Raw genomic sequence first — 26,422 nt, 5'->3', positions numbered from 1 at the left:
GAAATGGATCTTCCAATCGCAAGCCTTCAGGGCAAGACCGCCGTCATCACCGGCGCCGGACAGGGTATTGGCGAGACGATAGCCTATGCCTTCCTGTCCGCAGGGGCCACCGTCGTGGCCGTCGATCGCGAAGCGGCCGGCATCAAAGCCCTCGCCGAGAAATCGGACCGCGTGATCCCGGTTCAGGGTGATGTCACCGATGCGGGCCTGCCGGATCTGGTGGGCGCCGCCCTCGAAAGGGCCGGGCTTTCGCTCCACATCCTGATCAACAACGCCGGTGTTGCGCGCGGTGCCCATGCCATCGGCACCTCCGACGAGGATTTGCAGCGCTATTTCGACATCAACATCCTGGGTGTCTTCCGCCTGTCGCGCTGGGGCGTGGCGCGCATGATCAAGTCGGGCGGCGGCGCCATCGTGAACACGGCTTCGGTCTTCGGAATGATCGGCGCCTTCAACAGCGCAGGCTATTCGATGTCGAAGGCGGCCGTCATCGGCATGACACGCCAGATGGCCACCGATTTCGGTCCCTCAGGCATCCGCGTCAACGCCGTGGCGCCCGGATTGATCGAAACGCCGCTCACCGCCGAACGCATCAAGACGGAAACCTGGCGCCGCCAGATCATGATCGAACAGTGCCCGCTGCCGCGCGTCGGCAAGCCGGAAGACGTGGCACGGGCAGTGCGCTTCCTCGCCTCCGACGAATCCTCCTTCATCACGGGGCAGGTCCTCGCCGTCGACGGCGGCTGGACGATTGGCCGCTTCCCCAGACCGGAGCCGCTCCATGTCGACTGAAGCCCTTCCGGCAAGCTGCGATCTGCTGGTCGTTGGGTCTGGAGCGGCGGGCCTCGCGGCTGCGATCAGCGCAGCCCACGCCGGGTTGAGACCGGTCGTCATCGAAAAGGCCGAATATTTTGGCGGCTCGACCGCGGTGTCGGGCGGCGCGATCTGGGTACCGGACAACCCGATCATGCGCGCGGCCGGCATGAAAGACGATCCCAAGGCCGCCCGCCGCTATATCGAACTCGAAACCGGCAACCGCTTCAACGCCGAACTGGTTGACGCCTTTCTTGAGAACGGTCCCGAGGCCATCGGCTTTTTCAACGAGAAGACCGCGTTGAAGATGACCCATCGCCCCTACGCGCCTGATTACCATCCTGACGAGGAAGGCGCCGCGCTCGGGGGGCGCGTGTTGGATGCGCTGGAATATGACGGCAAGGCGCTGGGGAAGGACCTCGCCCGCTTGCGCCCGCCGATAAGGGAATTCACTATTCTCGGCGGCATGCAACTGGGCCGGATGGACCTTTATCATTTTGTGCGAATGACGCGGCAGTGGCCCTCGTTCGTGCATGCTACCAAGCAGGTTCTGCGCTACTTCAAGGATAAGGTCATGGTCGGCCGCAATACGCGGCTAAGCCTCGGCGCGGCCGTCGCAGCCCGTCTGGCCGAGACGGTGTTCGCGCTGAAGATCCCGCTTCTGACCGAACACGAACTCATCTCGCTGGAGCGGGACGCATCAGGTCGTGTGACGGCCGCTGTCGTGGGTACGAAGCAGGGTGAGAGGACGGTCACGGTCACCAACGGGGTGGTTCTCGCCGGTGGTGGCTTTCCGCATGACACCAAGCGCCGGGCCGAAACGTTCGATCATGTCCGCCGTGGTCTTCCCCACTACAGCATGTCGCCCTCAGCAAGCACTGGTGGCGCGATATCCGCGGCCGAGGCGATCGGGGCTGCCTTCGTTGACACCAACTCGGACGCCGCCTCCTGGGCGCCGATCTCATTGATCCCGCAGCCCGATGGCTCTCACCGGCCCTTCCCGCACCTGTTCATGGATCGGGCAAAGCCAGGCATCATCGCGGTTGGCCACGATGGCCGTCGCTTCACCAACGAGGCCGCAAGCTATCACGACTTCGTGCAGGGCCTTATCGCGAAGCTGCTGGACGAGGGCCGGAAATCGGCATTCCTGATCTGCGATCACTCCGCCTTGCGCCGTTACGGGCTGGGGGCCGTCCCGTGCTTCCCGGGGCGGATCGGTCCGCATCTTAAATCGGGCTATCTCAAGCGCGGCTCGAACGCGGCGGATCTGGGCGCAACATGCGGAATCGACGGGGGAACGCTGGCGGCGACGATCAATCGCTTCAACCAGTTCGCGGCACAAGGGACCGACCCGGACTTCGGCAAGGGCACGACTGCCTATCAGACGGCGCTCGGGGACCCGGACCACAGGCCGAACCAGTGCCTGAAGCCGCTCGAGGGTACGCTCTACGCCATCGAGATCTACCCCGGCGACATCGGCACCACGATGGGGCTCTCGGTGAATGGATCGGGCCAGGTGCGCGATCGCGATGGTAACGTGATCGAGGGGCTCTTTGCCTGCGGCAACGACATGAACTCGATCATGGCGGGTGCCTATCCCGGCGCCGGCATCACGCTGGGACCTGCCCTGACATTCGGCTACGTCGTGGGCAAGACCGCGGCCACAAAGGCCGCTGCCGCCTGACCACCGCCCGGCAAAGGGCGCCAGCTGGCACGACGCCACGGCGCCCGCCAGCCCGCACCTTCAGTTTTCGCGTCCATCAATCCCAGACGTTCCATCCCGCGAACAACGGGATGGGGCGGCTATAAAGGAGATATCGTTTGAACAAGGTATTCAACTCCGCCGCCGAAGCGCTGGACGGCGTGTTGTTTGACGGAATGTCGCTGGCCGTCGGCGGCTTCGGCCTCTGCGGCATTCCGGAACTGCTGATCGAGCAGCTCAAGCAGTCAGGCACCAGGAACCTCACCATCGCCTCGAACAATTGCGGCGTGGACGACTTTGGCCTCGGCATCCTCCTGCACACACGTCAGATCAGGAAGATGATTTCTTCCTATGTCGGCGAGAATGCGGAATTCATGCGCCAGTATCTGTCAGGCGAGCTGGAACTGGAGTTCAACCCGCAGGGCACCCTGGCCGAGCGGATGCGGGCCGGCGGCGCGGGCATCCCCGGTTTCTATACCAAGACGGGTGTGGGCACGATGATTGCCGAAGGCAAGGAGCACAAGGAGTTCAACGGCGAAACCTACATCCTCGAGACCGGCCTGGTCATTGACCTGGCAATCGTCAAGGCGTGGAAAGCCGACACGTCCGGCAATCTTGTTTTCCGCAAGACCGCCCGTAACTTCAACATTCCGGCAGCCACCTGCGGCAAGATCTGTGTCGCCGAAGTGGAAGAAATCGTTCCGGTGGGGTCGATCGACCCGGACCACATCCACCTGCCCGGCATCTATGTGCACCGCCTGATCACCGGCGAGCACGAAAAACGCATCGAACAACGCACCACTCGCGCAGCCTAAGAGGTAAGACCATGGCATGGGACCGTAATCAGCTGGCGGCACGCGCTGCGAAGGAGCTCGAGGATGGAATGTATGTCAATCTTGGCATCGGCATCCCTACCCTCGTTGCCAACTACATTCCCGAAGGGATGACCGTCACGCTGCAATCCGAAAACGGGATGCTTGGCATCGGCCCCTTCCCTACCGAAGACAATGTCGACCCCGATCTGATCAACGCCGGAAAGCAGACGGTGACCGAGCTGCCGCATTCCGCCTATTTCGACAGCGCGCAGTCATTCGCGATGATCCGGGGCGGAAAGATCGCCATGGCGATCCTGGGCGCTATGGAGGTTTCCGAAAAGGGAGACTTGGCCAACTGGATGATCCCTGGAAAGCTCGTCAAGGGCATGGGCGGCGCGATGGATCTCGTTGCCGGGGTGAAGCGGGTTGTCGTGGTGATGGAGCACACCAACAAGGCCGGCGAATCCAAGGTCCTGAAGGAATGCACCCTGCCACTGACGGGCAAGGGAGTGGTGAGCCGGATCATCACCAACCTCGGCGTCCTCGATGTCGTCGAGGGCGGCTTGAAGATCATCGAGCTTGCGGATGGAGTTTCCGAACAGGAACTGAGAGCCGCTACCGCGGCCACCATCTGCAACTGAAGGCGGCAACTGCGCCAAGGCGCGGTGGACCGGTTTCGCCTCGGCTACAGAAGCCTGATTGCGCGCACCGGCGCCTACTCCATCACCGTTGCAATGTAGGCGATGATGGAATCGATCTGATCCTGCGTCGCCTTGAAGACGGGCATGCCCGGATGCCCCGTGTCGATGGTGCCGATAAACGTCTCTTCCAGAGCATCGATCGGGAACCGCTCGGAAAGCGTGCGAAACGGGGGCGCCTTGGGATGCGGGCTGTCGCCGGTGAGTTCCACCGCATGGCACCCGGAACAATATTTGAGGACCAGCGCCTTTCCTCTGGCAACGGTGTCGGAACTGCCGTCCTGGGCCTGAACGGCACCGGAACACGCCATGGCGGCAAACAAGGCTCCGGAAAAAAGAAGAGCACGCATTTCATCCCCTCTGATCGATCTGGCCCGATTGCATTGCCCGGCAAAGACATCGAGTCAATGCCACTGGGCAAGGCTCGGCGCCGCTGGCCTCAACTCGGCAACGAGATCGTGGCACGACCGCTGGTCAGATCGGCGATCATCCGCATGATGGCGGAAACGTCGGCTTCGGGCAGTGCCAGGTCGAGCTCCGCGCCGGTTGCGGTGAACCTCTCTGCGTTGGTTCGAATACCCGGCAGCGAGGAAAGTCTTGCCTGAACTATCGCGAGGTCGGCAAAGCCGCAGATGACCGTTGCCTCGATCGTGGCCACTATGGGCATTTTCTCGGCAGACCGGAGGCACGAGGCAGCCGTGCCGCCATAGGCCCGGACAAGACCGCCGGTGCCCAGCAAGACGCCTCCGAACCAGCGCATGACCACTACGGCGACATGGTCGAGGGATTGACCGTCCAGTGCCTGCAGGATCGGCTTGCCCGCCGTGCCGCTAGGTTCGCCGTCATCACTGAAACGATAGTTTTGCCCGATGCGCCAAGCCCAGCAATTGTGGTTTGCATTCGCTTCCGAGTGCGAGGCGATGAATTCCTTCGCCGCGGCCTCGCTGGATGCAGGTCCCGCGACCGCCAGGAACCGGCTCTTCTTGATCTCCTGGCTGAATGTGTGGACATCCGCGAGAGTGAACATTTGCCGGGGTCTCCGGAGGTTAGGCCCCCAGCGGACATGCGCTTGTTGTCGGGCTCAGCTTCACGAAGCACTCCTTAACGGCTGCTGCCTTGCGGCGAAAGGGGCGCCAATCAACCTATGTCGCTTCGTATTTGTCCATATTCAACCAAGTGGTTGACTTTCGAAGGCGCACTTTTATATTCAACCGCATGGTTGAATTACAGGCACCTCAGCTGGATTCCGTCTTTCACGCCCTTGGCGACGCCACGCGCCGGCGGATGCTTCGCGATCTCGCTGGTCGCGAGAGAACGGTGACCCAGCTTGCGGCACCTTTCGAAATCTCGCTTGCCGCCGCCTCGAAGCACATCAAGGTCCTGGAAAACGCAGGGCTGATCCGCCGCGAAATCCGCGGCCGCACCCATCTGTGCCGGCTCGACCCCGGACCGCTCGCCACCGCCCATCAATGGTTGGGCGTTTACGAGCGCTTCTGGACAGAACGTCTGGATGTGCTGGAACAGCTCCTCCGCAAGGAGGCCCCACCCGTATCCCCCGCCCGTGACAAAGGAGACGATCAATGACGGAACTTGCAACCCTGGAAGCCTATGGCGTGCTGACCGAGCCTGCCACGTTGAAGATCCATCGGCTTCTGCCTGGCCCCATCGAGCGCGTCTGGGCATATCTCACCGACAGCGACCTGCGCCGCCAGTGGCTGGCGGCAGGCCAGATGGAGATGAAAGTCGGCGCTCCCTTTGAACTCGTCTGGCGAAATGACGAGCTGACCGACCCGCCCGGCCATCGGCCGGCCGGCTTCGCGCAAGAGCAGCGGATGCAGAGCCGGATCACCGAACTCGACCCGCCCCGCAAGCTCGCCTTCGCCTGGGAAGGCAGCGGCGACGTTTCCTTCGAGCTGACCCCGGAGGGCAATGAAGTCCTGCTTACGGTCATCCATCGCCGCCTGCCGGACCGCACAACGACGCTGATGGTCGGCGCCGGTTGGCACATGCACCTCGACATTCTGGCCGCCCGCGCGGCAGGCAAGAAACCGGAACCGTTCTGGGACGGCTGGAGCCGTCTCAAGAAGGAGTACGACCGGCGCATACCGGCCTGACAAGCGCTTAGACATTGGCCGCCCACTCTGGTGGGCGGGCGGCCCAAAACCTCAATTCCGAAGCCACGCGCGATCGAACGTCTCCACCAGACGCTGAAAATCGTCCTTGGGGATCTTGTCCGTGCCGCCTGCTGCCGGACTGAGGAAGGCGCTCAGGTAAGCGTTCGACGCGTCCGGGTCGTCGAGGTTCACACGGAAGTTCCTGAGGTCCTCTGAGACGGTCGCTGCCGGCTCCAAATAGGCACCTTCGATGCTCGACTGGTTCTCAGGCTCCTTGATACGCACCAACACCATGCGAGTGACCGAAGGCTGCGATTCCGGCCCGAAAATCGGAATTCCGGTCATGTACCCGCCCAGTACACTTCCAGGCGGCGAGAATGGAAACAGACAGAAAAAGAAATGGGCATCGTCGGCTGCGCCGCCGACATGGATGAACACGCTTCGCCTGGTGACGATGACCTGTCCTTTCAGCTGCAGCAGAACAGTGGGTAGATGTTCAGTATATGTCGCCGTCAGCCGCGGTGGTCCGTTTTCCTGCTCGATCAGCAGGGTGCTGCGCATCATCCGCCCTGAGGTGTAGGGCGACCAGCTATGCGAGTAGCAGACATACAGGCCGGCAATCGTTGCACCCTTGTCGTCCTGCCCGATCAGCGGCGCCTTGCCGAATGCCGCGGCGCGGCGCTCCAGTAGCGCGCGGTCCCGATCGTGGCGGATACAGATTTGCTCGATGAAATCCTCAAGATCGCAGTCGGCGATCCAATCCGACGGCTGCTGCAGTTCGAGCAGTTTCATCCAATCATCGTAGACGCTGAGCTGGCGCGGCTTTGCGCGCCCCTGCAGCCACTTGTCGGCCCGATCGACGTCGAAGGCGGAGGCTGGATTGATCCGGCGAAAGGCGGCAGCCAGATCCTTTCGCGTTACCGCGCCGAGCAAGGCGGCGGTGAGACGCAGCTTTTGGCTTATGTTGTTGGCCACCCGACCTCCATGAAAATAGCGCTGGGGAAGTCTCTTGCGTCGACCGCTCCAGCATACGAAACGGCTATCTGCAGAACTTCCTGGATGTTCCAGACATTTCCACCCCCTTCCGTCTCAAACTGTTCTTAAAACACTCCAGTTTACTGACCCGTCTTGGACTGCGGCTGAAGACAGCGGCCATCATCTGGGTAGGTCAACAAAGAGGCACACCAGGTACTGAACAGCTACGAAAGACGACACCCGTCGTCTCCCGCCAGCCCAGAACTGAATTAATCGGCAAAGAACAAGGGGAAGAGTACATGCAACGGGTAGCGAAGCAAGCGCGAACATTCGGGGCTGTCGAAGACGGAGACACCACTTCAGCAGCGCACTCCTACCTGCACAAGGTGTTCTCCAAGACGACCTCGTTGTTTCTAGCTACAAAAATCAGGCAAGCTGATAGCGAAGCGGATGGGCTGGAAGCCTTTGACATGCTTGCCGGCTGGCAAGGTTCACGCGGGCGTCGCCGGAACAAATAGGCGAACTGTCGACCACAGATGTAATCCCGCTCACGAACGGGTGCCGCGGGCGCAATACGCACCGGCGGCCAGCGGAACGCGACTTAGAGAATGGAGACGAAGAGCGCCGCGGCAGCCACACCTACGTGGAAGCCCATATGGGCGCCGATTGCACTTTCCAGGTTCCGGCTTGCAAACAGGAATGCAAAGACGAGCCCGACCACGGCGTTGAGCCCCAGGATCCTGAGAACGAGAGGCAAAGTCAGGTCGCTGGCGAGCGCGGCTGCCGGCAAATGGCCGGCAGCAAACAGAACGGCGGAGGCAATGGCGCCAATGACCAGAGCCCAACGCGGCGGGAGCGGGCTCGAGCGGGCTGCCAGACGCCAGATCGCCCACACGGCCAGGCTCATGACGCCCCATCGCATCATGATTTCCTCCACGACGCCCCCGTAAAGCACACCGCTGATCAGTGCAGCCGGCGACCACGCCGACCCCAGAGCCGGGATTGTCGACGAGCCCTGCCAAAGCGGCGCCGTCATCTGGTCCAGCAATGAGCCGAACACGCCCAGCAACCCACCGATGGCGAGCGTTGCGAGCAGGTCGCGACCGGAGGCCCTGCCGCCGACGCCCGCCAATCGATCCGCCACCAAGGAGCGCAAGCCGCAACGTGGCGCAGCCCAGCTGCCGATGAAGGCCATTGCAACCAGAAGAATCGCGGGATTGATCAGCAAGGCCCAGCGGGGAACGCCAGCCATTTCCGGGAGCGCCAGCAGCAGTGACAAGACGCCCGGCACCCCCAGTCCGATCAGGACGCAGCTTGTCCTTACGATCGGATAGCGCAGAGGTCTCGTGCCAAGATCGTCTTGCGGGGGCATCCAGCTCGCTCAATCATTCCCAGGTTCAATCGGCCTACCAAAGCTCGCCGAATTCCGCAATTTCCGCGTCGCTTGCGGACATGGTGTGCCGTTGATAGGCCAACGGCCATGAATAACGCTGCCCATCGCATAGTCGACCTTTATCGGCGTCACGCCAAGGCGTGGGCCGCCGCGCGCGGTGCGAGGCTGGGCAGTGAGCGCGCATGGATCGAGCGATTCGCGAACCTGCTGCGGCCGGGCGCGACGGTGCTCGACATTGGCTGCGGATCGGGCGAGCCCATAGCCCGCTATCTCGTGGACAGAGGGTATCGGATCAACGGCGTGGACAGCTCACCGGAAATGATTGCCTTGTTCCAGAGCAATCTGCCCGATGAGACAGCGGAAGTGGCGGATATGCGCTCGCTGAAGCTGGACTGCGAATTCGGCGGGCTGATTGCCTGGGACAGCTTCTTTCACCTCCCGCCCCGGCATCAGCGAACGATGTTTCCAATCTTCCGTGACCATGCCGAGCGAGGTGCCTTACTGTTGTTCACCAGTGGCCCCGCCTTCGGAGAGGCAATCGGCGCGTTCGAAGGGGAGCCGCTTTATCACGCAAGCCTCGATCCCGACGAGTATCGCCTCCTACTCGACCGCAATGGTTTCGATGTCGTGGCCTACATCCCGGAAGATCCGGATTGCGGCGGACATACGGTCTGGCTTGCACGTCAACGGTAGGCCGGCCCTCCAGCCGTTGCGGATCCTGGCGATCGTTGACCATTGCTGCACTTCGGAGGCCAGCGCAGCGCCATTTCCCCGTTGATGCCAGCGGAAGCATCGGCTATGAAGCGCGGGATCGGTCGGCCAGCGACTGATTTCCGTCGAGGCGATTCTTTGCTTCGGCCAGGCACCCGTAGCTCAGCTGGATAGAGCGCTGCCCTCCGAAGCGTCCGCGGGGCCTTTCCGGGCTGACAAGCAGACCCTTACCCGCCCAGGGTTTCAGTTCGCGCGGTGCAGTTCGCTCCAGCGCCAAGGCACGATCCCGCCACTCCCGTCAGCTGACTACCGGACGCAGAGTTAGGGCCAGCTCATATTCCATCAGCTGCACGTTCGGCATTAGCGAGGCCGCTAGTTGGAGATCTTCCGTCATCTGGCTAGCGATGATGACGCCTCTGACTGAATTCGGTTCACTAGCGAGCTCCTTTTGGACCCACGCCATATAGCGGAGCAACTGGCCGACCACTCGGTCGTAACCCCGTGACACTTTGAGCTCAACGACCACGAAGTTGTCCTTCGAGTCCACCGCTAGAATGTCGATAAACCGGCCACCGACCGGGAATTCGACGCCTTCGAACCCCTCGTCTCGATATAATTTCAGACCGGGCTCGATAAGGTGAAGATTCCTGGCGAGGTAATCCCGCAGGTTATGCTCGTAGGCGAACTCCCGAGAAGCCTCCACCTCAACTTCTTCAGCATCGTCATCAATGCTGGGCTGGGTTCCAGGTGCCATATCGCGGTAGATCGGGGCAGGGTCCTTTTCTTCGTTCCACAATCGAAAGCGACCAGGTGCGACTTTGAAAAATAGATCGTAGCCTGAGCCGGGCCTGATAGCTGGATGGTGGATGCGAGAAGAGGCGTTTACCGCCATTCCTTCGACATGCGCTGTTACAGTTCCGCGTTTGAGCTTGGGGTATTTGCTTGCGAACCACTTCACCGCAGTGTTCTTGTCGAACACCTGGTCGGGGGTGAGTTGGAGGTCCTTGACGAATTCCCGCATCAACGTTTTCGTCGGCTGGTCATAGATCGCCATCGTTCGTCCTCCTCCGCGATCCGCAATCTTTGGATAAAAAGCAGAGGCTGGTGTTAAGCTGACCGATCGATCAGTAGCCTCTGTGCGCGCGTTAGCTGGAGAGCCCGGCTTGCGGTCCGGCTGATGCGCCATGTCAGCAGCCTTCCGGTGCCAACTACAATGCAACGAGTTTAGGTGCGGACTTTGTTCACTATTTTGCCCTCCTTTGTGATGTGGATCGCGAGGACGGCAAAGGATAGCACTGCAAGCCAGCCTATCACTGTCCAACCCAGCACTACGTTAAGAAGGAGAATCAGCCATCTGTTTTCATGGTTGCGCCGCCAAGCGATGATTGATGGCGCGAAGTATAGTAGCGCCAAGAAGCCGACTGTTATTAGGCCGAAGATGGTCCCATAACTTGAGCTTGAGCTGGGTGTCTGCGCGTGCGCGCCAGAGCTAAAGATCAGAAGTGATAGCGCGGATAGAACGCACCAATGGAATGTGTTCTGCGTGCAGCTGTTCGATGACATACATGCCCCTCCCTATTCAATAAGCACCCTCGCACACTCCAGATTGCGACGGAAGCAAGTGGCGGATATTCGGATCGACAGATCCTCTCCCGTCCTTCACCGCGAACACATCCGCAGAATGCCGGTCAGCTTCGTTGCGTGAAGGCAAACACCGCGCCGAATTGCCCCAAAAACGCTGACGACGGACACCCGGCTTCGCCGGTGTTTAAGCCAGCGCTGCGCCGGCTTGTATCCGACGATGACAAGTCCCAGGCCGTCTCCGGCACGGCCGCGAAACCTTGGGTTTCTTGATCAAGACATTTCAACGCTCAGGCGGTCGACTAAACTGGGAGTCCCATAGGCGAGAATTCTCGAATTCGTCATCACGAACGCATTCTCAGTATCTGATATGCATTCCGGGCTGGCATTGCGGTTACCGATCTGACAATTTGCCGACGGGGTCAGCCTTTCACCCAAATCATTGATCTGCCCAGCACGTCAGGTTGCAGGCTTTGGCGCGGACGGCGCCTCTCATTGCGGTGGCGCGACAAGAACTAAAGGGCGCGTCAACATCGTTAGAACGCTACGATACATGATGCCGCGTGGCAGAAGGGGGCGCATTGAGAAAATATAGACTTAAGCAGATTACGTTCCTTGATGGCTTCGCTCTAGGTGCTTTCTGCGCAGCCGAAGTTTTTTTGGTTGTCTTCATGATGCTCGATTGGCCCCTCAAGAGTGACGCTTGGGTCGGCTTCGTGGGAAGTATTGTCGTTGCAGGGTTTTCGATCGGTGCAGCCTACATTGCACTTCGTGGTAACCGCACACAAATCAGCCAGACGAACGACATCGAAGATGAGCGCCGTCACAATAAACTGGTTGCCGCACGCGCGATATTACCGGCGATCCTTTCAGAATTGTCGATTGTGGCTAGGAACAACTTGATGCTTCGGTTTCATCCGGGGCACACCCCGGTAGGATTTCACGTCCCGCACCCTACGGCGTTCCAGGCGTTGCCCGACTCGATTATTCCAGACCTTAAGGAGTGTATCGAACATGCTGATAGCGTCTCTCAAGATCGGCTCGCCAACATCCTCAAACATTTTCAGGTGCAGCAGGCGCGTCAAGCAGCCGTAGGGATCGGCGTGATACTTCCGCACATAACCGGCTTAACGGCGGCCACTCATGATGCGATATCTGATGCGATTGGATGGGCAGTCGTCTACGGCCTCGTAGGTGAAGCGTTTTCCTACGCTAGGGGAACTGCGAACTCTATTCCGCCCCGGATTGATCCAGAAACAGTGCGCGGTGCCTTTACATTGGCAGGTGTTGTTACAGGTATGTATCCTAATGTTGATCAGCTGCTGGAGCTTCGAATAGCCGGCGATCGCTTAGAGCGGCAATGGTAGATGTTTGCAAAACTTTGAATAGCGCGGATGAGTGACGCTCTCCCGCGGAATTGAACCAGCGTGAACTGAAATATTCCACTTACGACCCCGCGTAGGAGCAGACCACTGCTTGTTGAATTGTTCGGGCTTTTTGTATTCTTCGTGATATTGGCCATCGTCGGGGGTCGGGATTCGGTTGAATGGTGATGAGTTATGCACTCCCGGCAATGCGAGAATATCCTACAAATTTTTTCACTATCGAGCGGGAGCCCGGCCTCCCCACAATATCAAGCCAACAGTTTAGAGCCGCTTGTCATAGGGCACGGATCAGTTCGGTATTAGACCATCTACGACCAGACGATCATAAGCTGCGCGAATAGAGGCTTCTGGGAACGAATTTCGCTTGTCTTCGCTCCACGTTTTCATCGCAATAACGATTTTCTCGACTGGATATGCATTCTCATGCGCGGCCAGCCAATGAACTGAAGACAATAGCTCTAGTCCGTAGGGACTCTCATAGCCCTGCACAAGCTTATCAAGTCGGTCTATGATCTTATGACCGTCATGATCAGGTGAGTTGCTGAGGAATTCGTCAGCAGCTGCATACCCCGCAGGGGTAACGTGAGCAAGGCGATCACCTGAGGTAAACCCATCGATCAGCCGATTCTTCTCCAGGACAATATATGCCTTTCTCAACGCCTCCGAATATGGGCCGTGCAAGTTGCGTGAGAATGCCAAGTTCAAGGGAACACCAAGAGCTTGCAGGAAATAGGCAATCTTTTGAAGTGAGATACGATCAAACTCGCCATTAAAAGGCCTTTCAAGTTCACCTAGAGCCTTAAGCAAAATTGCTCGGCCGTAAGTCATCTTCAGGGGCAACTCGACATGTTCAGGTTCATCATTCGTCCCGGCCGGAGGGAATACGGTAATTTCAACATCATGAAGCTTCGCAAGCTTCAATTCGATCAGAGGTCGGACAACAGCCCAATCGAGACCGCCGTTTCCGCATCCCAGTGGCGGCATGACTACTGACGAGATTTTATATTCACGAATCGCACCCACTAGCGCATCAAGACCATCAGCAACATAGGAAATTTTTGACTTTTCTCGCCAATGGTCTTTAGTTGGAAAATTGATCACATACCTAGGACCTTGCTGATCAAGAAGTTGACTTGCATCGAAAACAAATAACTTACCAGGCCTCAGCCTTCCTGCGTCACAGACCTTCTTGTAAGCCGAATAATTCTTAGGCCACCGCCTCTTTGCTTCGAGCGCGACCCCCTTACCCATGACACCGACGCAGTTGACCGTATTGACCAACGCCTCGGCCGGCTCAGCGAACATATCGCCCTTCTTAAAAATCAGTGTCATTGGAAGTAGCAACCGCGTTTGACATATATCGGGACATTCCAGCCGGACCCCGCGATCATCTCGGTGAGGTTATCTCTCACATTGGTGGTCTTTGCAATTATGCACTCAATTATGCCTATTGGAACAGCATGACGGACCAAAAACTCCGCCATACGTTTCTGACTACGCGTTTGCCGCTCGGGTGGCGTTGCCGCGTTCTTGAAATATTTGCAGACCCCACCGTAACCAATCTCAGGGATCGAAGCTGCCAGCGGGGCGTCATCGAAAACATTCCAATGAACGTGACTATCAAGACGCGCTAGATTGCTCTCAATCGTCGGCATCGGCGCCTGAGAGTTCAGCGCGTAGTTGCTAAAACAATAAGTCAAACCGCTACTTGCAAACCTCGCCGGGCGAGCGACCAAAAATACTCGGTCGTCTTCGCACGCCTGCCCTAGATTGCACCCCTTCGGATCAATCAACGGAACATTGCCGCAGGAAATTGTGTAGGTGAAAGCTGTAATCGGCGAGAAATAAAATGGGACATAGTCATTGACAACGCCTCCGCATGGCATCCCAAACTCGCTAGTCCCCCTTCGGTCGACGATCGCCTGATACGATGTCTGATGACATCGCTGCGCCGTCGGATGGTTCTTCGCTCGGATTTCGCCATCAGCGGCAAATCTGGAAACGTCACCGAAATAGACCTGCCTAAAAATGAAGCGCTCCGGCACTCGCGATTCCCCCCCAAGCTCCCTCTTGCATTAGAACGATGTTGTAAGCACTTAGCAACTTGCTATAGCTCTCGGAACACTGCCAAGAGCTGAAGTGACAACGCGCCCACAGCTGCCTAGATCAAGCAGCGCTCTCCCGCCTCTCGAGAGATCCGGAAGTCCTTGATTCCAATGGTGTCCACCAGCGAGCGACAGAGCCCTGCAGAGCGCCCCAGACGCTCGCGGCACACTCTGGTCACACAGGCGCCGGAATCGTCCTTGGCGCCCCTCCGGGGGCGTCCTACGCACCATGAGGCACATAACAAGGAGGTGCTTCATGGCGACGATCCGCCGGTTGCGGGGCAGATGGCAAGCCCAAGTTAGACGTAAGGGAATCGCCCCGCGTGCCAAGAGCTTTGACTCAAAAGCCGACGCTGAGCGGTGGGCGCGCAATCTGGAAGCCGAGCTTGATCGCTGCGGCAACCTGCCAGACACGCGCCTGGCTGAACGGATGACCATAAAAGAGCTTTTCGAGCGCTACCTGCGCGAGATCACGCCGCAGAAGCGCTCGGCGTCGAGCGAGGCGTATCGCATCAAGGCTATGATGAAACGCTCGATCGCACACCGCACGCTGGCAATGCTGACGCCGCAGCACGTCGCTGAATACCGGGACGAGCGCCTAGCAGTCGTTGCGTCCTCGACAGTCATCCGGGAGCTAAATTCGCTCGGTCACGCGATCGACATTGCCCGAAAAGAATGGGGCGTCCACCTGGCGCAGAACCCGTGCCGGTTGATACGAAGACCGAAGCCGCCGCGCGGACGAGATCGCCGCCTGGCTCTTGGTGAAGAGCAGAAGCTGCTCGACGCCGCTGACAGCGGTCGAACCCCCTGGATGCGCCCGCTGATTATTCTCGCCGTTGAGACCGCGATGCGACAGGGCGAGTTACTCAGCCTCACATGGTCGAACATCGATTTCGAAAAGCGCATCGCGCACCTGCCACTGACGAAAAACGGCGATGCTCGCGACGTGCCGCTGTCCAGTCGAGCGATTGCTGTGCTGAAGGAGCTCAATGCGACCAGCACTGGTGAAAAGGTGATCGCCACGACCCAAAGCGCCGTCGGACAAGCCTGGTTGCATCTACGGGACCGAGCGGGTTCCTCCGATCTGCATTTTCATGATCTCAGACATGAAGCCGTGACGCGCCTGCTGGAGAGGGGCTGGAACGTAATCGAAGTGGCGACCGTCTCGGGTCACAAGGAGTTACGCATGCTGCAGCGCTATAGCCATCTGCGCGCCGAAGACCTGGTCAACCGACTGGGCTAGCCCCATCTAGATAACGATCTGGCTGAGGGCTCGAAGTCCTAGAAAAAGGCGCGAGCCTTGTTCCGGATGCCTGTTGGCGCCAGACACATTTTACCCTGGATGCGCCCATATTACCGGGAGTGTGGCTCTGCATATCTTTGTTGACGGATGTAAACCACGACCGTTCAGTCATCTAGTTCAAAAGATGAGTTCGCAACGGAAAGGTTACACGTAGTTGACATTGGCAGGCCGCATAAAATTTATTCTACCTTCGTCAACCATCGCCTGAGGCGCCCCGAAACATCATCTTCGCCGGCGCCGACAAGCCTGTGCCGTCTGTCGCGTGATATCTGACCACCCGATCAAGGGATACGTTTCTAAGATTCCGGCACATGCGTCATCAATGACCAGCCGAATAACGGAAGTCCTGGGCCGGCCAAGCAAAATAGATATTCATCATCTGGGGCACCTCGGTGCCTGATGCCTGCGAAGGGATCTGGCCGAGCGGCGCGTCATTCGGGTTGACAGATCCGCTCCCGCCTTCACCGCGGTCACATCCGCAGACGGAACGAGCATCATGGGCGAATGCAGCCGCACCAGAGCGCCGATGCAAAATGCTGGCTTGCTCCGCAGTTCTGATCCACCAGGCGTTCAGCGGAGCGCCTCGATGCGCCGCAGATCATCCCAAATTGACGGAGAGACTCACTAGAGACTCACTAATGAGTGCCGCCGTCTGGTCTTTTGATCTGGCCGAAGACGTCGCCAGACATGGCGATCGTCGCGTTGCTGATGACGCTTCATCGCGCGACGAGAGAAGGAATTCGGTCGGCAACTGCTGGTATATCGAGTTGCCGACCGAGCGCTTGATGCGCAAATAAAAAGACGCCCCGTAGGGCGCCTGGAATTACTTCCGAGACTGAGAGAGAACCGATCTCGACGGGACCGTCTTTTTGGCGAGAACCTTCTCGATCGAGTCCACGGCCGCTTTACCAGCAGGGGATATAGCCGCGCTAATGAAGCCAGCTCCCCCGGCGACCTTAGCTATCTTTTGAGCAGCGCAGATCTGCTCCCACGCGAAAAACTGATGAGAGAAACCACCCGGGATCTGGGACATTGGCCGCACTTCGCCCCGCAGCTCTTCAAGCGCCTGCACTAGGCTGCGGACCTCCACGCTCTTAACCCCGTCTTTCTGCTCCACCTTTTGGTCGATCAGGTCGCGGACGCGCTTCTGCTTTTCGGCATTCTCCGTCAGGCGCTGTTCAAACTGCCGATCTAGCTCGTCATCCTTCTCGATGAACTTGTTGAAGCTTCGATTCGCGAACCAGGTTGACCACCTTCTTCTCTTCTATGGTCGGCCAATTCGCCCCGCTCTTGGCAAGCTCTACGCTGCACTTGGAGACTCGCTGGCGCGCGTGGCCTATTGGCACGTCATACACTGCTAGAATTCAACGATGCTCGCTAGTGAGCTCCTGTGAGTCAAATAGAGCATACAGGCTTCATGCGTCTCCTCCAGTTGATCCGGCGCCGCGGCCTCGCCTGACAAACCTTCGCAGTCGACCTGCCGGCCAGGATGGTCTTTCGCGCGGTGGCCCACCAGCATGCCTCGACGCATCAACCCCGCTCCTTGGCCTGCCCACAACCCCATCCTATGAGCAGCGGGTGATCGATCCTGATCATACCGCAAAGAAAGGTATAACGTGTTCGCCATCCTAATCAGCCTGATGATCTTCCCGGACGAAGAGCCGAAGGTCATAGCTATGCCCTTCGTCATGACAATGAAGGAATGTCAGAAGATGGCCTCTTTGGAGACAAACAGCCAAGCCGAGGGCATCACCTTCATGTCGATCTGTCATCCACTCGACCGCGGAGCAGCCGAGAACTTGCGCTTCAGCGCCGACGCAGTGCTGAAGGGGCTGGTCGACTAGATCGACCTGTTATGCCGTGCGGAGGCAGAAAAATCTGGTGCCGGACACCGCCGTTCCGGAGTTTCTTGTGCGGAGATAGACCCGCCGAAGGCACCTGCCACGACCGCCACATGCGTTGCAAACATGCAACAGCTGACGGGATACAACTTCATAGTAGTTGACGATACAATGGACGTTAACTATGCTTTAGATGATCGGCTAAATAAGCGTAAAGCTCCCTCAGCCGATTGTCGCCTCACGGCAGCACCAAGCGCCCGCCTACTAAGCAAACGTCGATATCCTTGTCAGATAGACGGCGTGCCTCTTCCTCACCGGAATGCGAACATAGCGGCCACAACGCGCAACGGCACCTGCTTATCCCACAGGCAGACTATGAGGCAGCCGCAGCCGACTGGAAGATCGAGACGATCGCTCCCCAAGCAGAGATGCCTGGACGCCCGTTCTTGGTTGTCGCCTGCTATCAAAGGACGCCAAAAAGACGGAAGGCTCTGTGATGCCACAACCTTCCGGACAGCGCATGGATGGCTTCAGCGTCGTGCGCGTCGTAACCGAGTGTGGTTCTATGGAACCAGGGATTCGGACTTGATGATCAGGTATAGGCACTCCGCCTGATCGGCTCGACAAGCCTAGGGTCTGTGAAGAAGCGTTGAACGGTGTTCAATCAAAAATCCCCCTGTCCTTCCTCGCATTTGAGGAGGGACAGGGGGATAGAAGCATTCCCGGTGGTTATGGGGAGCAACTGCTCAAAAGCCCACAACCAGGCCGAGCGAGCGAAGGCGACGACCGAGGCGAAGCCGAGCAAGGAAGCCGAAGGCGAGCCCGAAAGGTAGTGATTATTGGTCCGCACCAGCCAGGCGCGGCGATAGGGCCGCCGACTGCTGCCGGCCGGATTGAGTCGCGGACCGATCTCAGGGGGAGCTCACCAGCGTTGTCCCCTCGCCGGACGCACTTTTCCTCATTGGCGACGCTGGCGCTCGCCAGCGAACTTCCCTGAGTCAACCAGGAGCGATCCTCCGGCCACGGCGCTGTCGTTGATCGCCTGTATCTTCTTCACCAACTGCACCACGCGGTGCTCGCCGAGTATCTGCTCGGGTCCAGTCGGCGCGATGTCGATGAAGGGGCTTTCGTAGAGCAGGCCGGGGTCCATCGTGCCCTTCTCGGTCAGGTGCTCGATCACCATGTCGATGAATTCGATCTGCTCCGCCGTTGCCGCACCGTCGCCGAGGAACTCGCCAAAGGCTTCCGCTACGGCATGGCGATCCAGACCGACCAGCGAGCGGATGAAGGTGCCGAAGCTGCGGGCGAGCTCGGTCGCTTTCTCGATGTGCGCGGCGTCGCCGATGCCGGCGGAAAGCAGCATCGTCTGCAGCTCCTCGAGGTCGGTTGTCGTGAGCGGCTTGCCATGGCGCAGCTTGGCGATGGCGATGTGGTCCTCGTGCTCGCGCAGGAAGTGACGCGCCTTGCGCTTGAAGCGGGCGAAATCGACCTCGCCGACCTGCGGCAGATCGAGCTCGCTGGCGTCGCCAAGTTCGTCGATGAAGTTGGTATAGACGATCGCCTTCCGGCGCTTGTCGATGTGATGGATGAGTCCACGCAGCCGTAGCCGCACCAGTTCGAGCAGCGGCACGGTGATGCCCTCCCACCACTCGTCGGAGAGCACATCGAGGATCAGCGCATGTTGGGCGGCGATAGCTGGGATGGCAGTCTGCTCGTCCAGCGCCGAGGCGATCTCGACAAGCTGCTTCTTCAGCCTGTCAAAACGTTTTGGGCCCTTGAGCAGCGCCAGCTCCAGGTTGAACATCAAGAGGTCGAAGCGCTTGGCCTCCTCCGGCTCGGATCTCATCTCATTCGGCAGAGGCGCCACCTCGTCGACGAGCTCGTCGCGCATCTCGTCGGAGAGCGTCCCCCAGACCTCCGGCGCCTGGTATTTCTCGACCAGCTGGCGCTTGCCGCGAACGATGAAGTTGTCGAGGTTCATCGTGCTGACATAGGTTTTGAGGAAATCCAGCGCCCCGGCACGGATCGCCTTCTCGTCGGGCGCCGCCTCCGGCCCGGCGTCGTAGGGCTCGCCATCCTCCGCGACGCCCGGCGGCGTCTCCAGCCGATGCTTCTCGTCCAGGGCGCGGATAAGGTCAAAGCGGGCGGCAAACAGCCGCTCGCTCAGCGACTTCGCGTTCTTGCCCTCGTCCGGCTTCGGGTTCTGGCGGAAGAATTCGAGGTTCTGGCAATAGTCGAAGACACGGAAGAATTCCTTGTCCTCGCCGGGGCCGAAGAGATCAGGGCAGAGCCGCGTGCCGCGGCCGATGATCTGCCAGAACTTGGTCTTGGAGCGGATCAGCTTGAGCAGCACGAGGTTGACCACCTCCGGCACGTCGATGCCGGTGTCGAGCATGTCGACGGAGATGGCGATGTGCGGGGCGCTGTCCTTCTTCGAAAAATCGTCGATCAGGCTCTGGGCATATTCCGTCTTGAAGGTGATGACCCGGGCGAAATGGCCGGCGAGATGCGGATAGGCCAGGTTGAACCGCTGCTCGATGAATTCAGCATGAGCCTGGTTCTTGGCGAAGATGATGGTCTTGCCGATCCGATCGCCGCCAGCGACCTTCAACCCCTCGGTCATCACATGGGCCAGCACCTTGTCAACGGTATCGGAGTTGAACAGCCACTTGTTGACCGCCTCGGCATCGACGCTGTCGGGCGGGTCGCCGTCCTCCTCGCCCCACTCCAGCATGTCCCACTGCTCTTTCTCCGCCTCGGAGAGCTCGTCGTAACGGATGCCTTGACGGACAAATTTCAGCGGCACGGAGACGGAATGCGGCGGCACGAGATATTCGTCCTCAACCGCCTTGTCGAGCGAATAGGCATCCGTCGGCACGCCGTCCTCGAGGTCGAACAGGCCGTAGGTGTTGTGGTCGATATCGTCCTTGGGCGTCGCGGTCAGGCCCACCAGGAGGCTGTCGAAATAGTCGAAGATCGCGCCATAGCGCTGGTAGACCGAGCGGTGCGCCTCGTCGATGATGACCAGGTCGAAATGGCCGGGACCGAAGCGCGCCGCGCCGCTCTGGCGCTCGTCGATCAAGTTCATCATGGTCGGATAGGTGGAGAGGAAGACCCGGCCCTGGCCCGCCTTCTCCGTTACCAGGTTGACCGGCGAGGAATCCGGCAGGTGCGCCTTGAACGCCTTCACCGCCTGGTTCACCAGCGCCACGCGGTCGGCCAGGAAGAGCACGCGCTTGACCCAGCCGGCGCGCATCAGCACGTCGACCAGCGCGATCACCGTGCGCGTCTTGCCAGAGCCGGTCGCCATGACCAGCAGCGCCTTGCGCTGACGTTTCGCCTCGAAGGCGTCCTTCGTTTTGGCGATTGCCCGATCCTGATAGTATCGCTCGACAATCTTGCGATCGAGAGCGATGCCCGCAAGCGACCTAGCCGTCGTGCGCCGCTGCACCAGGAGCTGCAGCTCGTCCTTCTTGTAGAAGCCGGAGATTGCGCGCGGCGGATAGGCAAGATCGTCCCAGATCCAGTGGTCGTAGCCGTTGGTGGTGAAGATCACCGGCCGCTGCCCGAATTTTCTCTCCAGGCAATCGGCATAGAGTTTTGCCTGCTGCTGGCCGGCGCGCGGATCACGCCGCGTGCGCTTGGCCTCGATGACGGCCAGCGGCTTGCCGTCGTCCCCCCACAGCACGTAGTCGACAAAGCCCGTCCCCTCGTTGTTTGGCATGCCCTCGACCGGATATTCGCGGTCGCGCGCATGATCGAGCGGCCAGCCGGCTTCCTTGAGCAGCAGGTCGATGTAGAGGTCGCGGGTCTCGGCTTCTGAATAGTCGTGGGTGTCGGGACGCGCTGCGTTTTCGCGACGGATGCGGTCGCGCTCTGCGCGCGCGGCCTTGAGTTCCGCGTCGAGGTCGCCCCTGGCGCGCAAGAGCTCGGCGAAGGCCCTGTCCTTCGCCTCCATCTCCGCCTTCATGCGGGTGAGCTCAGTGAAGGCCTTTTTGACCAGGTCGTCCCTGCGGGAGAGTTTTTCTGCGTCAAAGGCCAGCCCCTCCGGCGGCGGCGCTTTGGCATAGGTGCGCGCCAGCCAGAAACAGAGATGGAAAAGCTCGCGCACCGCTTCATGCGCGTCCTTCGCCGATGTCTCCCTCGCCTCGTGCACGGCGCGATTGCCGATCTTGATGATCAGCCTGGCCTTGGTGAAGACCGCCTGGCCGGCGCGCCGGACGAAGCTCGGCTCGTGGATCAGCGCCGAGATCTTGTCGTCATAGGGAAAGTGAAGCCCGCCGTCGTTCTGGTAGGCCCATTGCACGGCCAGCTCCACCGTGCGCCGGGCATGGAAGGCCGCCGTGCGCGGGTCGCCCGAAACATAGGACTCCGCCCGCTTCGCGCTGTCGAAAATGTCGGGAAATTCGGCGGCGAGGAAGGCGAAGTTGGACATGAAGCCTCAGAGTTGGCCGGTGAAGGCGCGGTGTTGAAGGGAGGCGAAGAGGGAGTCCGCCTCATCGAACTGAAGTCTTGACCGTCCGATCACACGTTCAACAGCACCACATCGATCTACAAACGCGACCTGTTCTTTCAGAGGTGGCACGAAGAGCTTGATCTTCACCATTCGCTTTAGTCCTAGGTCGCGATTTGCAATTCCATGGGTGTAGACTTGCGATTGCTGATAGCAGTAGTTGCTGTTCAACATGCATTCAAGCCACTTAGGCGAAACTACCTCGTGCCGGGTCTTCAACAGCGCCACATGAACCCAGATCGCAAACTCCTCATCGAAGTTCACATGCGCCGCAATTCCTGTCGTTCCTCCCTTCGTATAAAGCAAATCCCCGCGCTCCGGCTTGCATTTGCGCCAGTGCACGCGAGCATCTTCTTCGCTGATATATTTTAGATCCTGCCACAGGACTCGACCTCGTTGGATGTGCCGTGTCGAGAGAAATGGAATCCCATCTTCGCAATATTGCGGGCTAACGTGCGGACCATCTGACGCCTTAAATATGACGTCTCCTAACGTCGCCTGTCGCCACCCCTTCGGATTGCTCACCGGATCCCCGAACATCTCCAGAAAGATCGATTGGGTTAGGGTGTCGAGCAGCGCGATGGCCTGGCGGCGCTTCTGGCGCAGCTGATCGGCCTTGTCCAGGATCGCCGCAATCCGCTTCTGCTCGTCGAGGGGCGGGAGTGGGATTTCAACACGCGAAACTGTCGCTTTCGAAACTTCCTTGAAGGTAGCCCCGGTGCCCATTGCCTCCAGCCGTGCGCGATGGGCTTTAAGCCACCAAAAAAGGAACTTGGAATCTAGAACTTTGTTGTCCGGCACAAAGCTTTTGAACCCCTGATTAGTCGCCATGGGCACGGTGTTGATTGCGACATGACCTATAGGGGCTCTGGAACTGAACAACACTGAGTTGGCCGGCAATACGCTGGCTGCGCAGCTACGAAGGCCAGCCTCGGTAATCTTGCGCGGAGTATCCTTAATATAGGTTCCAACGAGATCGGATAGGTCTGCAGGCGTTGCCCAAGCGATATCCCCGCCCCAGTAGCTCGAAACGGCTGTTTTGGGCGTGGCACCGGAAACGATGTCTGTGACTTCTGAAATCTTTACCTGAGGCCAGCTCACAGCATCGCCTCCAGTTCCTTCAGCCCCTCTGCAATCTCGTCCTCGAGCTTCAGCAGCTCGGCGATGATCTCCTGCGGCGGCCGGTGTTGTGCCGCCTCGTGCACCACTTCCTTGTAGCGGTTGAGCGATAGATCATAATCCGCCGCAGCGATCTCCTCGCGCGTCACCGTAAAGCTCTGGCCGGTGCGCGGGTTGTCGCGCTCGCTGCCGGCGCGCTGCTTCCAGCGGGCGACGACGTCGGGCAGGTTGTTTTTCGCGTGCTCGTCTTCGCTCAGCGCCGCCTTCGGCGTTGGCCCGAATTTTTCTTCCGCCACCAGCATCTGGCGCTTGTCGTCCAGGCTCATGCCGTCGGCCTGCACGTCGTAGAACCAGACGTGGTCGGTGCCGCCGGAATTGGTCTTGGTGAAGAAGACGATCGCCGTCGACACCCCGGCATAGGGCTTGAACACGCCGGACGGCAGCTTGACGATGGCGTCGAGCCGGTGGTCCTCGACCAGCATTTTGCGGATCGCCTTGTGCGCCGTCGACGAGCCGAACAACACGCCGTCGGGCACGATGACCGCCGCGCGCCCGCCGGGCTTCAGCAGCTTCAGGAACAGCGCCATGAACAGCAGCTCGGTCTTCTTCGTCTTGACGATGGCGAGCAGGTCGGCCGCCGTCGTCTCGTAGTCGAGGGCGCCGGCGAAGGGCGGATTGGCGAGGATCAGCGAATATTTGTCGGCGTCGTCGGAGTGTTCCGAGGCAAGCGAATCCCGGTAGCGGATCTCGGCCCCCACGACGCCGTGCAGCTGCATGTTCATCGAGCCGATGCGCAGCATGGTCTGGTCGAAATCGTAGCCGTGAAACATGCCCTCGTGGAAGTGCCGGTTGAGCGCCGCATCGCGGAACAGTCCCTTGTGGTGGTCCCGCAGATACTCGCCGGCTGCGACCAGGAAGCCGCAGGTGCCACTCGCCGGATCGCAGATCACGTCCTGCGGCGTGGGCTTCATCAGTTCCACCATCAGCCTGATGATGTGACGCGGCGTGCGGAACTGGCCGTTCTGGCCGGCAGACGCGATCTTGCCGAGCATATATTCGTAAAGGTCGCCCTTGGTATCGCGATCCTCCAGCGGGATCTCCGCCAGCATGTCGACCACCTTGGCGAGCAGGCCGGGCGTCGGGATGGTGAAGCGCGCGCCCTTCATGTGCTCGGAATGGGCGGTGCCTTCTTCGGCCATCTCGCGCAGGAACGGGAAGACGAAGTCCGACACCAGCGTGAACATGCGGCCCGGATCGGCGTTCTTCAGCTTCGACCAGCGCAGTTCGCCATAGGTCACGTCTTTGCCGTCGCGGTCCTGGCGGTAGACGCCCTCCGGGAAGATCACCCGCTCGATCGGCCGACCGAGCATGGTGGCCTTGTTCTCCTCGCGCTGCTGAGCCTCGTCCAGGCCGCGCATAAACAGCAGGTAGGTGATCTGCTCGATGACCTCGAGGGGGTTGGCGATCCCGCCGGCCCAGAAGGCGTTCCACACCTGGTCGACCTTCGAGCGAATTTCACCTGTGAGCATGCACTTTCCTCGAATCGGGACTGTTCGTTCGGCCGGACCGTAAAACAGACATGTAGCCGATCAAAGGGCGCAGGAATGGTGGCTTTCGCTTTCGGCACTCTGGCGGCACAGTGCGCATTCTCCGGTCAGCCCCTGGACGGCTCCCTCCGGCACAGTCACGGCGCGCACCCGACAGGTTTCGAACCTGTGACCTCTGCCTTCGGAGGCCAGCGCAACTCCATTTCCCCGTTGATGCCAGCGGAAGCATCGGCTATGAAGCGCGGGATCGGTCGGCCAGCGACTGATTTCCGTCGAGGCGATTCTTTGCTTCGGCCAGGCACCCGTAGCTCAGCTGGATAGAGCGCTGCCCTCCGAAGGCAGAGGTCACAGGTTCGAATCCTGTCGGGTGCGCCAATCTTCTCCTCAAATCGTCCTCAACCCTTTGATGCGCAAGCGTTTCTGACAATGCGTGATCAAATGGGTAGACCACGTGGTAGACCAAAATCCGAAATACCTGTTCACGAAGCGGGGGGTATATTATTTCTCCCGACGCGTTCCGAAGGCCCTCCAGCCATCGTTCAATAAGACTCGGGTAGTTGTCTGTTTGCGGACCCGCTCCCCGGCCAAAGCGCAAAAAGCGGCGGATCAACTGGCAGCGCTCTTGGAGAGCGTCTGGAATCAAGCCCTTATCGAGAGGCTCGGTCTGCGAGTTCTCCCTGGCTCGCCAATCACCCCCGAGTCCGGGCATGAACGCCAGGAGCCGCAAGCGGCGGTCCGCCTTTCGGATGCCTATGACATCTACGTGAGACTAAAGGGCCGAGGGAAAGGAAAGGCGTTCCGCGCCTATACCGACCGAAATCTTGGATACGCTCTCGAATGTTTGGGCAACGCTTCCATTGCCGCTATCGGGCGAGCCGATGCAGGCCGTTTCCGTGATTACCTAATCGGAAAGGGCCTAACCACGTCGTCCATTCAGCGGGTCTTTGCCACGGTACGAGCAGCAATCAACATAGCCATCTCCGAACATGGCCTCGATTGTACGAACCCATTCTCGGGTACCTTTATCCCGGAGGTCGGAGAACGGAGGGTTCGGCCACCAATCCCCGACGGCGATATCCTGTCCATTCAACGGGCTTGCATTTCGGCAGACGATGATAGGCGTTGGCTAATTGCCCTCATCAGTGACACAGGTTTGAGACTCGCTGAGGCCGCTGGTCTGGTGCGAAGTGACTTCAACCTCAACGGCGATATCCCTTACGTCCAGGTTCGGGCGCACCCGTGGCGGACGTTGAAAACGCCCTCCAGTGTAAGGGCCGTACCTCTAGTCGGTGCCTCACTCTGGGCGGCTAGAAGAGCACTGGACGCGGTTGCGGGAGAGTTCATCTTCCCCAGCTATGCCTCAAAGAAAGGCACGAATGCGAACTCCGCGAGTGCCGCACTCAACAAATGGCTGCGTGTTCGCCTTCCGAAAGGCTGCGTCATCCATTCATTTCGGCACAGCATGCGAGACCGCCTGCGCGCGGTTGAATGCCCCGCTGACATCGTTGATGCCATTGGTGGCTGGACCACCCAAGGCATCGGCCATGCCTATGGAACAGGCTACCCGCTCGACGTTAAACAACGATGGCTGGCAAAGGTGGTACTGATCAACTCCGAGGGATTTGATCACGCATTGTCAGAAACGCTTGCGCATCAAAGGGTTGAGGACGATTTGAGGAGAAGATTGGCGCACCCGACATCCATATCGGGTCCTCGCCGCTAGTCCTTGTCCGCCCTCCGATGAGCAACATCAATGGGTTACTACGCGGAGGGCGGGTTTGTAAAACGTGGCCGTGGTCTACCCGAT

23 protein-coding genes and 1 tRNA gene are annotated in these 26,422 nt (G+C 59.6%); 14 read left to right on the top strand and 10 right to left on the bottom strand.

Annotation, left to right across the window (positions count from 1 at the left end):
• Positions 1 to 3 precede the first annotated feature (3 nt).
• The 4 genes from ABLE86_RS20820 to ABLE86_RS20805 all read left to right on the top strand — a co-directional run bounded on the left by ABLE86_RS20820 (position 4) and on the right by ABLE86_RS20805 (position 3,971).
• Positions 4 to 792 carry an SDR family oxidoreductase gene (locus tag ABLE86_RS20820; RefSeq protein WP_348780907.1) on the top strand — a complete coding sequence of 263 codons (789 nt, stop codon included), beginning with the start codon at positions 4 to 6 and terminating at the stop codon, positions 790 to 792.
• Entirely contained in the window at positions 782 to 2,497 is a 1,716-nt protein-coding gene (locus ABLE86_RS20815) for an FAD-dependent oxidoreductase (RefSeq protein WP_348780906.1), read from the top strand. Before ABLE86_RS20820 ends, ABLE86_RS20815 begins: the two co-directional genes overlap by 11 nt.
• 137 nt (positions 2,498 to 2,634) lie before the next feature.
• Positions 2,635 to 3,330, top strand: coding sequence for a CoA transferase subunit A (locus ABLE86_RS20810; RefSeq protein WP_348780905.1), 696 nt, complete (start codon positions 2,635 to 2,637; stop codon positions 3,328 to 3,330).
• An 11-nt stretch (positions 3,331 to 3,341) separates the two neighbouring features.
• The gene (locus tag ABLE86_RS20805; RefSeq protein WP_348780904.1) at positions 3,342 to 3,971 is read left to right on the top strand and encodes a 3-oxoacid CoA-transferase subunit B; all 630 of its coding nucleotides are present in this window, start codon (positions 3,342 to 3,344) and stop codon (positions 3,969 to 3,971) included.
• 74 nt (positions 3,972 to 4,045) lie between these two features.
• Here ABLE86_RS20805 and ABLE86_RS20800 read toward each other — a convergent pair whose 3' ends face one another.
• The gene (locus ABLE86_RS20800) at positions 4,046 to 4,378 is read right to left on the bottom strand and encodes a cytochrome c (protein ID WP_348780903.1); all 333 of its coding nucleotides are present in this window, start codon (positions 4,376 to 4,378) and stop codon (positions 4,046 to 4,048) included.
• 89 nt (positions 4,379 to 4,467) lie between these two features.
• Complete coding sequence (locus tag ABLE86_RS20795) at positions 4,468 to 5,055, bottom strand: YigZ family protein (RefSeq protein ID WP_348780902.1); 588 nt, start codon at positions 5,053 to 5,055, stop codon at positions 4,468 to 4,470.
• Between the two features lie 188 nt (positions 5,056 to 5,243).
• Between ABLE86_RS20795 and ABLE86_RS20790 the strand changes: the two genes are divergently transcribed.
• Both ABLE86_RS20790 and ABLE86_RS20785 read left to right on the top strand, forming a co-directional pair.
• On the top strand, positions 5,244 to 5,612 hold the full coding sequence (locus ABLE86_RS20790) for a metalloregulator ArsR/SmtB family transcription factor (protein WP_348780984.1): 369 nt from the start codon (positions 5,244 to 5,246) through the stop codon (positions 5,610 to 5,612).
• Complete coding sequence (locus ABLE86_RS20785) at positions 5,609 to 6,142, top strand: SRPBCC family protein (RefSeq protein WP_348780901.1); 534 nt, start codon at positions 5,609 to 5,611, stop codon at positions 6,140 to 6,142. The genes ABLE86_RS20790 and ABLE86_RS20785 overlap by 4 nt, the downstream gene beginning before the upstream one ends.
• 51 nt (positions 6,143 to 6,193) lie before the next feature.
• Here the strand turns inward: ABLE86_RS20785 and ABLE86_RS20780 are convergent, their stop codons facing one another.
• Complete coding sequence (locus tag ABLE86_RS20780; RefSeq protein WP_348780900.1) at positions 6,194 to 7,117, bottom strand: hypothetical protein; 924 nt, start codon at positions 7,115 to 7,117, stop codon at positions 6,194 to 6,196.
• A 299-nt stretch (positions 7,118 to 7,416) separates the two neighbouring features.
• On the opposite strand from ABLE86_RS20780, the gene ABLE86_RS20775 reads away from it, so the two are divergent.
• Positions 7,417 to 7,635 (top strand): hypothetical protein, encoded by a 219-nt coding sequence (locus ABLE86_RS20775; protein ID WP_348780899.1) that lies wholly within the window; start codon positions 7,417 to 7,419, stop codon positions 7,633 to 7,635.
• 83 nt (positions 7,636 to 7,718) lie between these two features.
• Here ABLE86_RS20775 and ABLE86_RS20770 read toward each other — a convergent pair whose 3' ends face one another.
• Complete coding sequence (locus ABLE86_RS20770; RefSeq protein WP_348780898.1) at positions 7,719 to 8,369, bottom strand: CPBP family glutamic-type intramembrane protease; 651 nt, start codon at positions 8,367 to 8,369, stop codon at positions 7,719 to 7,721.
• Positions 8,370 to 8,597: 228 nt separating this feature from the next.
• On the opposite strand from ABLE86_RS20770, the gene ABLE86_RS20765 reads away from it, so the two are divergent.
• Positions 8,598 to 9,203 (top strand): class I SAM-dependent methyltransferase, encoded by a 606-nt coding sequence (locus ABLE86_RS20765; protein ID WP_348780897.1) that lies wholly within the window; start codon positions 8,598 to 8,600, stop codon positions 9,201 to 9,203.
• A gap of 316 nt (positions 9,204 to 9,519) precedes the next feature.
• On the opposite strand, the gene ABLE86_RS20760 is transcribed toward ABLE86_RS20765, so the two are convergent.
• Complete coding sequence (locus tag ABLE86_RS20760) at positions 9,520 to 10,275, bottom strand: endonuclease NucS domain-containing protein (RefSeq protein WP_348780896.1); 756 nt, start codon at positions 10,273 to 10,275, stop codon at positions 9,520 to 9,522.
• A gap of 1,090 nt (positions 10,276 to 11,365) precedes the next feature.
• Between ABLE86_RS20760 and ABLE86_RS20755 the strand changes: the two genes are divergently transcribed.
• Positions 11,366 to 12,169, top strand: coding sequence for a hypothetical protein (locus tag ABLE86_RS20755; protein ID WP_348780895.1), 804 nt, complete (start codon positions 11,366 to 11,368; stop codon positions 12,167 to 12,169).
• Between the two features lie 306 nt (positions 12,170 to 12,475).
• On the opposite strand, the gene ABLE86_RS20750 is transcribed toward ABLE86_RS20755, so the two are convergent.
• A complete protein-coding gene (locus tag ABLE86_RS20750) occupies positions 12,476 to 13,519 on the bottom strand; it encodes a macro domain-containing protein (protein ID WP_348780894.1) in 1,044 nt (347 codons plus the stop codon).
• A complete protein-coding gene (locus tag ABLE86_RS20745) occupies positions 13,516 to 14,232 on the bottom strand; it encodes a DUF4433 domain-containing protein (RefSeq protein ID WP_348780893.1) in 717 nt (238 codons plus the stop codon). Before ABLE86_RS20745 ends, ABLE86_RS20750 begins: the two co-directional genes overlap by 4 nt.
• A gap of 316 nt (positions 14,233 to 14,548) precedes the next feature.
• On the opposite strand from ABLE86_RS20745, the gene ABLE86_RS20740 reads away from it, so the two are divergent.
• The 3 genes from ABLE86_RS20740 to ABLE86_RS20730 all read left to right on the top strand — a co-directional run bounded on the left by ABLE86_RS20740 (position 14,549) and on the right by ABLE86_RS20730 (position 17,439).
• Positions 14,549 to 15,535 (top strand): site-specific integrase, encoded by a 987-nt coding sequence (locus ABLE86_RS20740; protein ID WP_348780892.1) that lies wholly within the window; start codon positions 14,549 to 14,551, stop codon positions 15,533 to 15,535.
• 698 nt (positions 15,536 to 16,233) lie between these two features.
• Positions 16,234 to 16,392, top strand: a complete 159-nt coding sequence (locus ABLE86_RS20735; RefSeq protein WP_348780891.1) for a hypothetical protein — start codon at positions 16,234 to 16,236, stop codon at positions 16,390 to 16,392.
• Positions 16,393 to 17,211: 819 nt separating this feature from the next.
• Positions 17,212 to 17,439 (top strand): hypothetical protein, encoded by a 228-nt coding sequence (locus ABLE86_RS20730; RefSeq protein WP_348780890.1) that lies wholly within the window; start codon positions 17,212 to 17,214, stop codon positions 17,437 to 17,439.
• Positions 17,440 to 18,394: 955 nt separating this feature from the next.
• Here the strand turns inward: ABLE86_RS20730 and ABLE86_RS20725 are convergent.
• Genes ABLE86_RS20725 through ABLE86_RS20715 form a run of 3 tightly spaced genes read right to left on the bottom strand, consistent with a single transcriptional unit; the run spans position 18,395 to position 24,597 of the window.
• Positions 18,395 to 21,871, bottom strand: coding sequence for a DEAD/DEAH box helicase family protein (locus ABLE86_RS20725; RefSeq protein ID WP_348780889.1), 3,477 nt, complete (start codon positions 21,869 to 21,871; stop codon positions 18,395 to 18,397).
• Between the two features lie 6 nt (positions 21,872 to 21,877).
• Positions 21,878 to 23,050 (bottom strand): restriction endonuclease subunit S, encoded by a 1,173-nt coding sequence (locus ABLE86_RS20720; RefSeq protein ID WP_348780888.1) that lies wholly within the window; start codon positions 23,048 to 23,050, stop codon positions 21,878 to 21,880.
• Positions 23,047 to 24,597 (bottom strand): class I SAM-dependent DNA methyltransferase, encoded by a 1,551-nt coding sequence (locus tag ABLE86_RS20715; protein ID WP_348780887.1) that lies wholly within the window; start codon positions 24,595 to 24,597, stop codon positions 23,047 to 23,049. Before ABLE86_RS20715 ends, ABLE86_RS20720 begins: the two co-directional genes overlap by 4 nt.
• 316 nt (positions 24,598 to 24,913) lie before the next feature.
• On the opposite strand from ABLE86_RS20715, the gene ABLE86_RS20710 reads away from it, so the two are divergent.
• Both ABLE86_RS20710 and ABLE86_RS20705 read left to right on the top strand, forming a co-directional pair.
• A tRNA-Arg gene (locus tag ABLE86_RS20710) sits at positions 24,914 to 24,990 on the top strand.
• Between the two features lie 76 nt (positions 24,991 to 25,066).
• Positions 25,067 to 26,338, top strand: coding sequence for a DUF6538 domain-containing protein (locus ABLE86_RS20705; protein ID WP_348780886.1), 1,272 nt, complete (start codon positions 25,067 to 25,069; stop codon positions 26,336 to 26,338).
• Positions 26,339 to 26,422 lie beyond the last annotated feature (84 nt).

Source organism: Mesorhizobium sp. KR2-14, from assembly GCF_040049255.1.
Classification (GTDB): domain Bacteria; phylum Pseudomonadota; class Alphaproteobacteria; order Rhizobiales; family Rhizobiaceae; genus Pseudaminobacter.
This window is presented reverse-complemented; position numbering and strand designations above follow the sequence as displayed.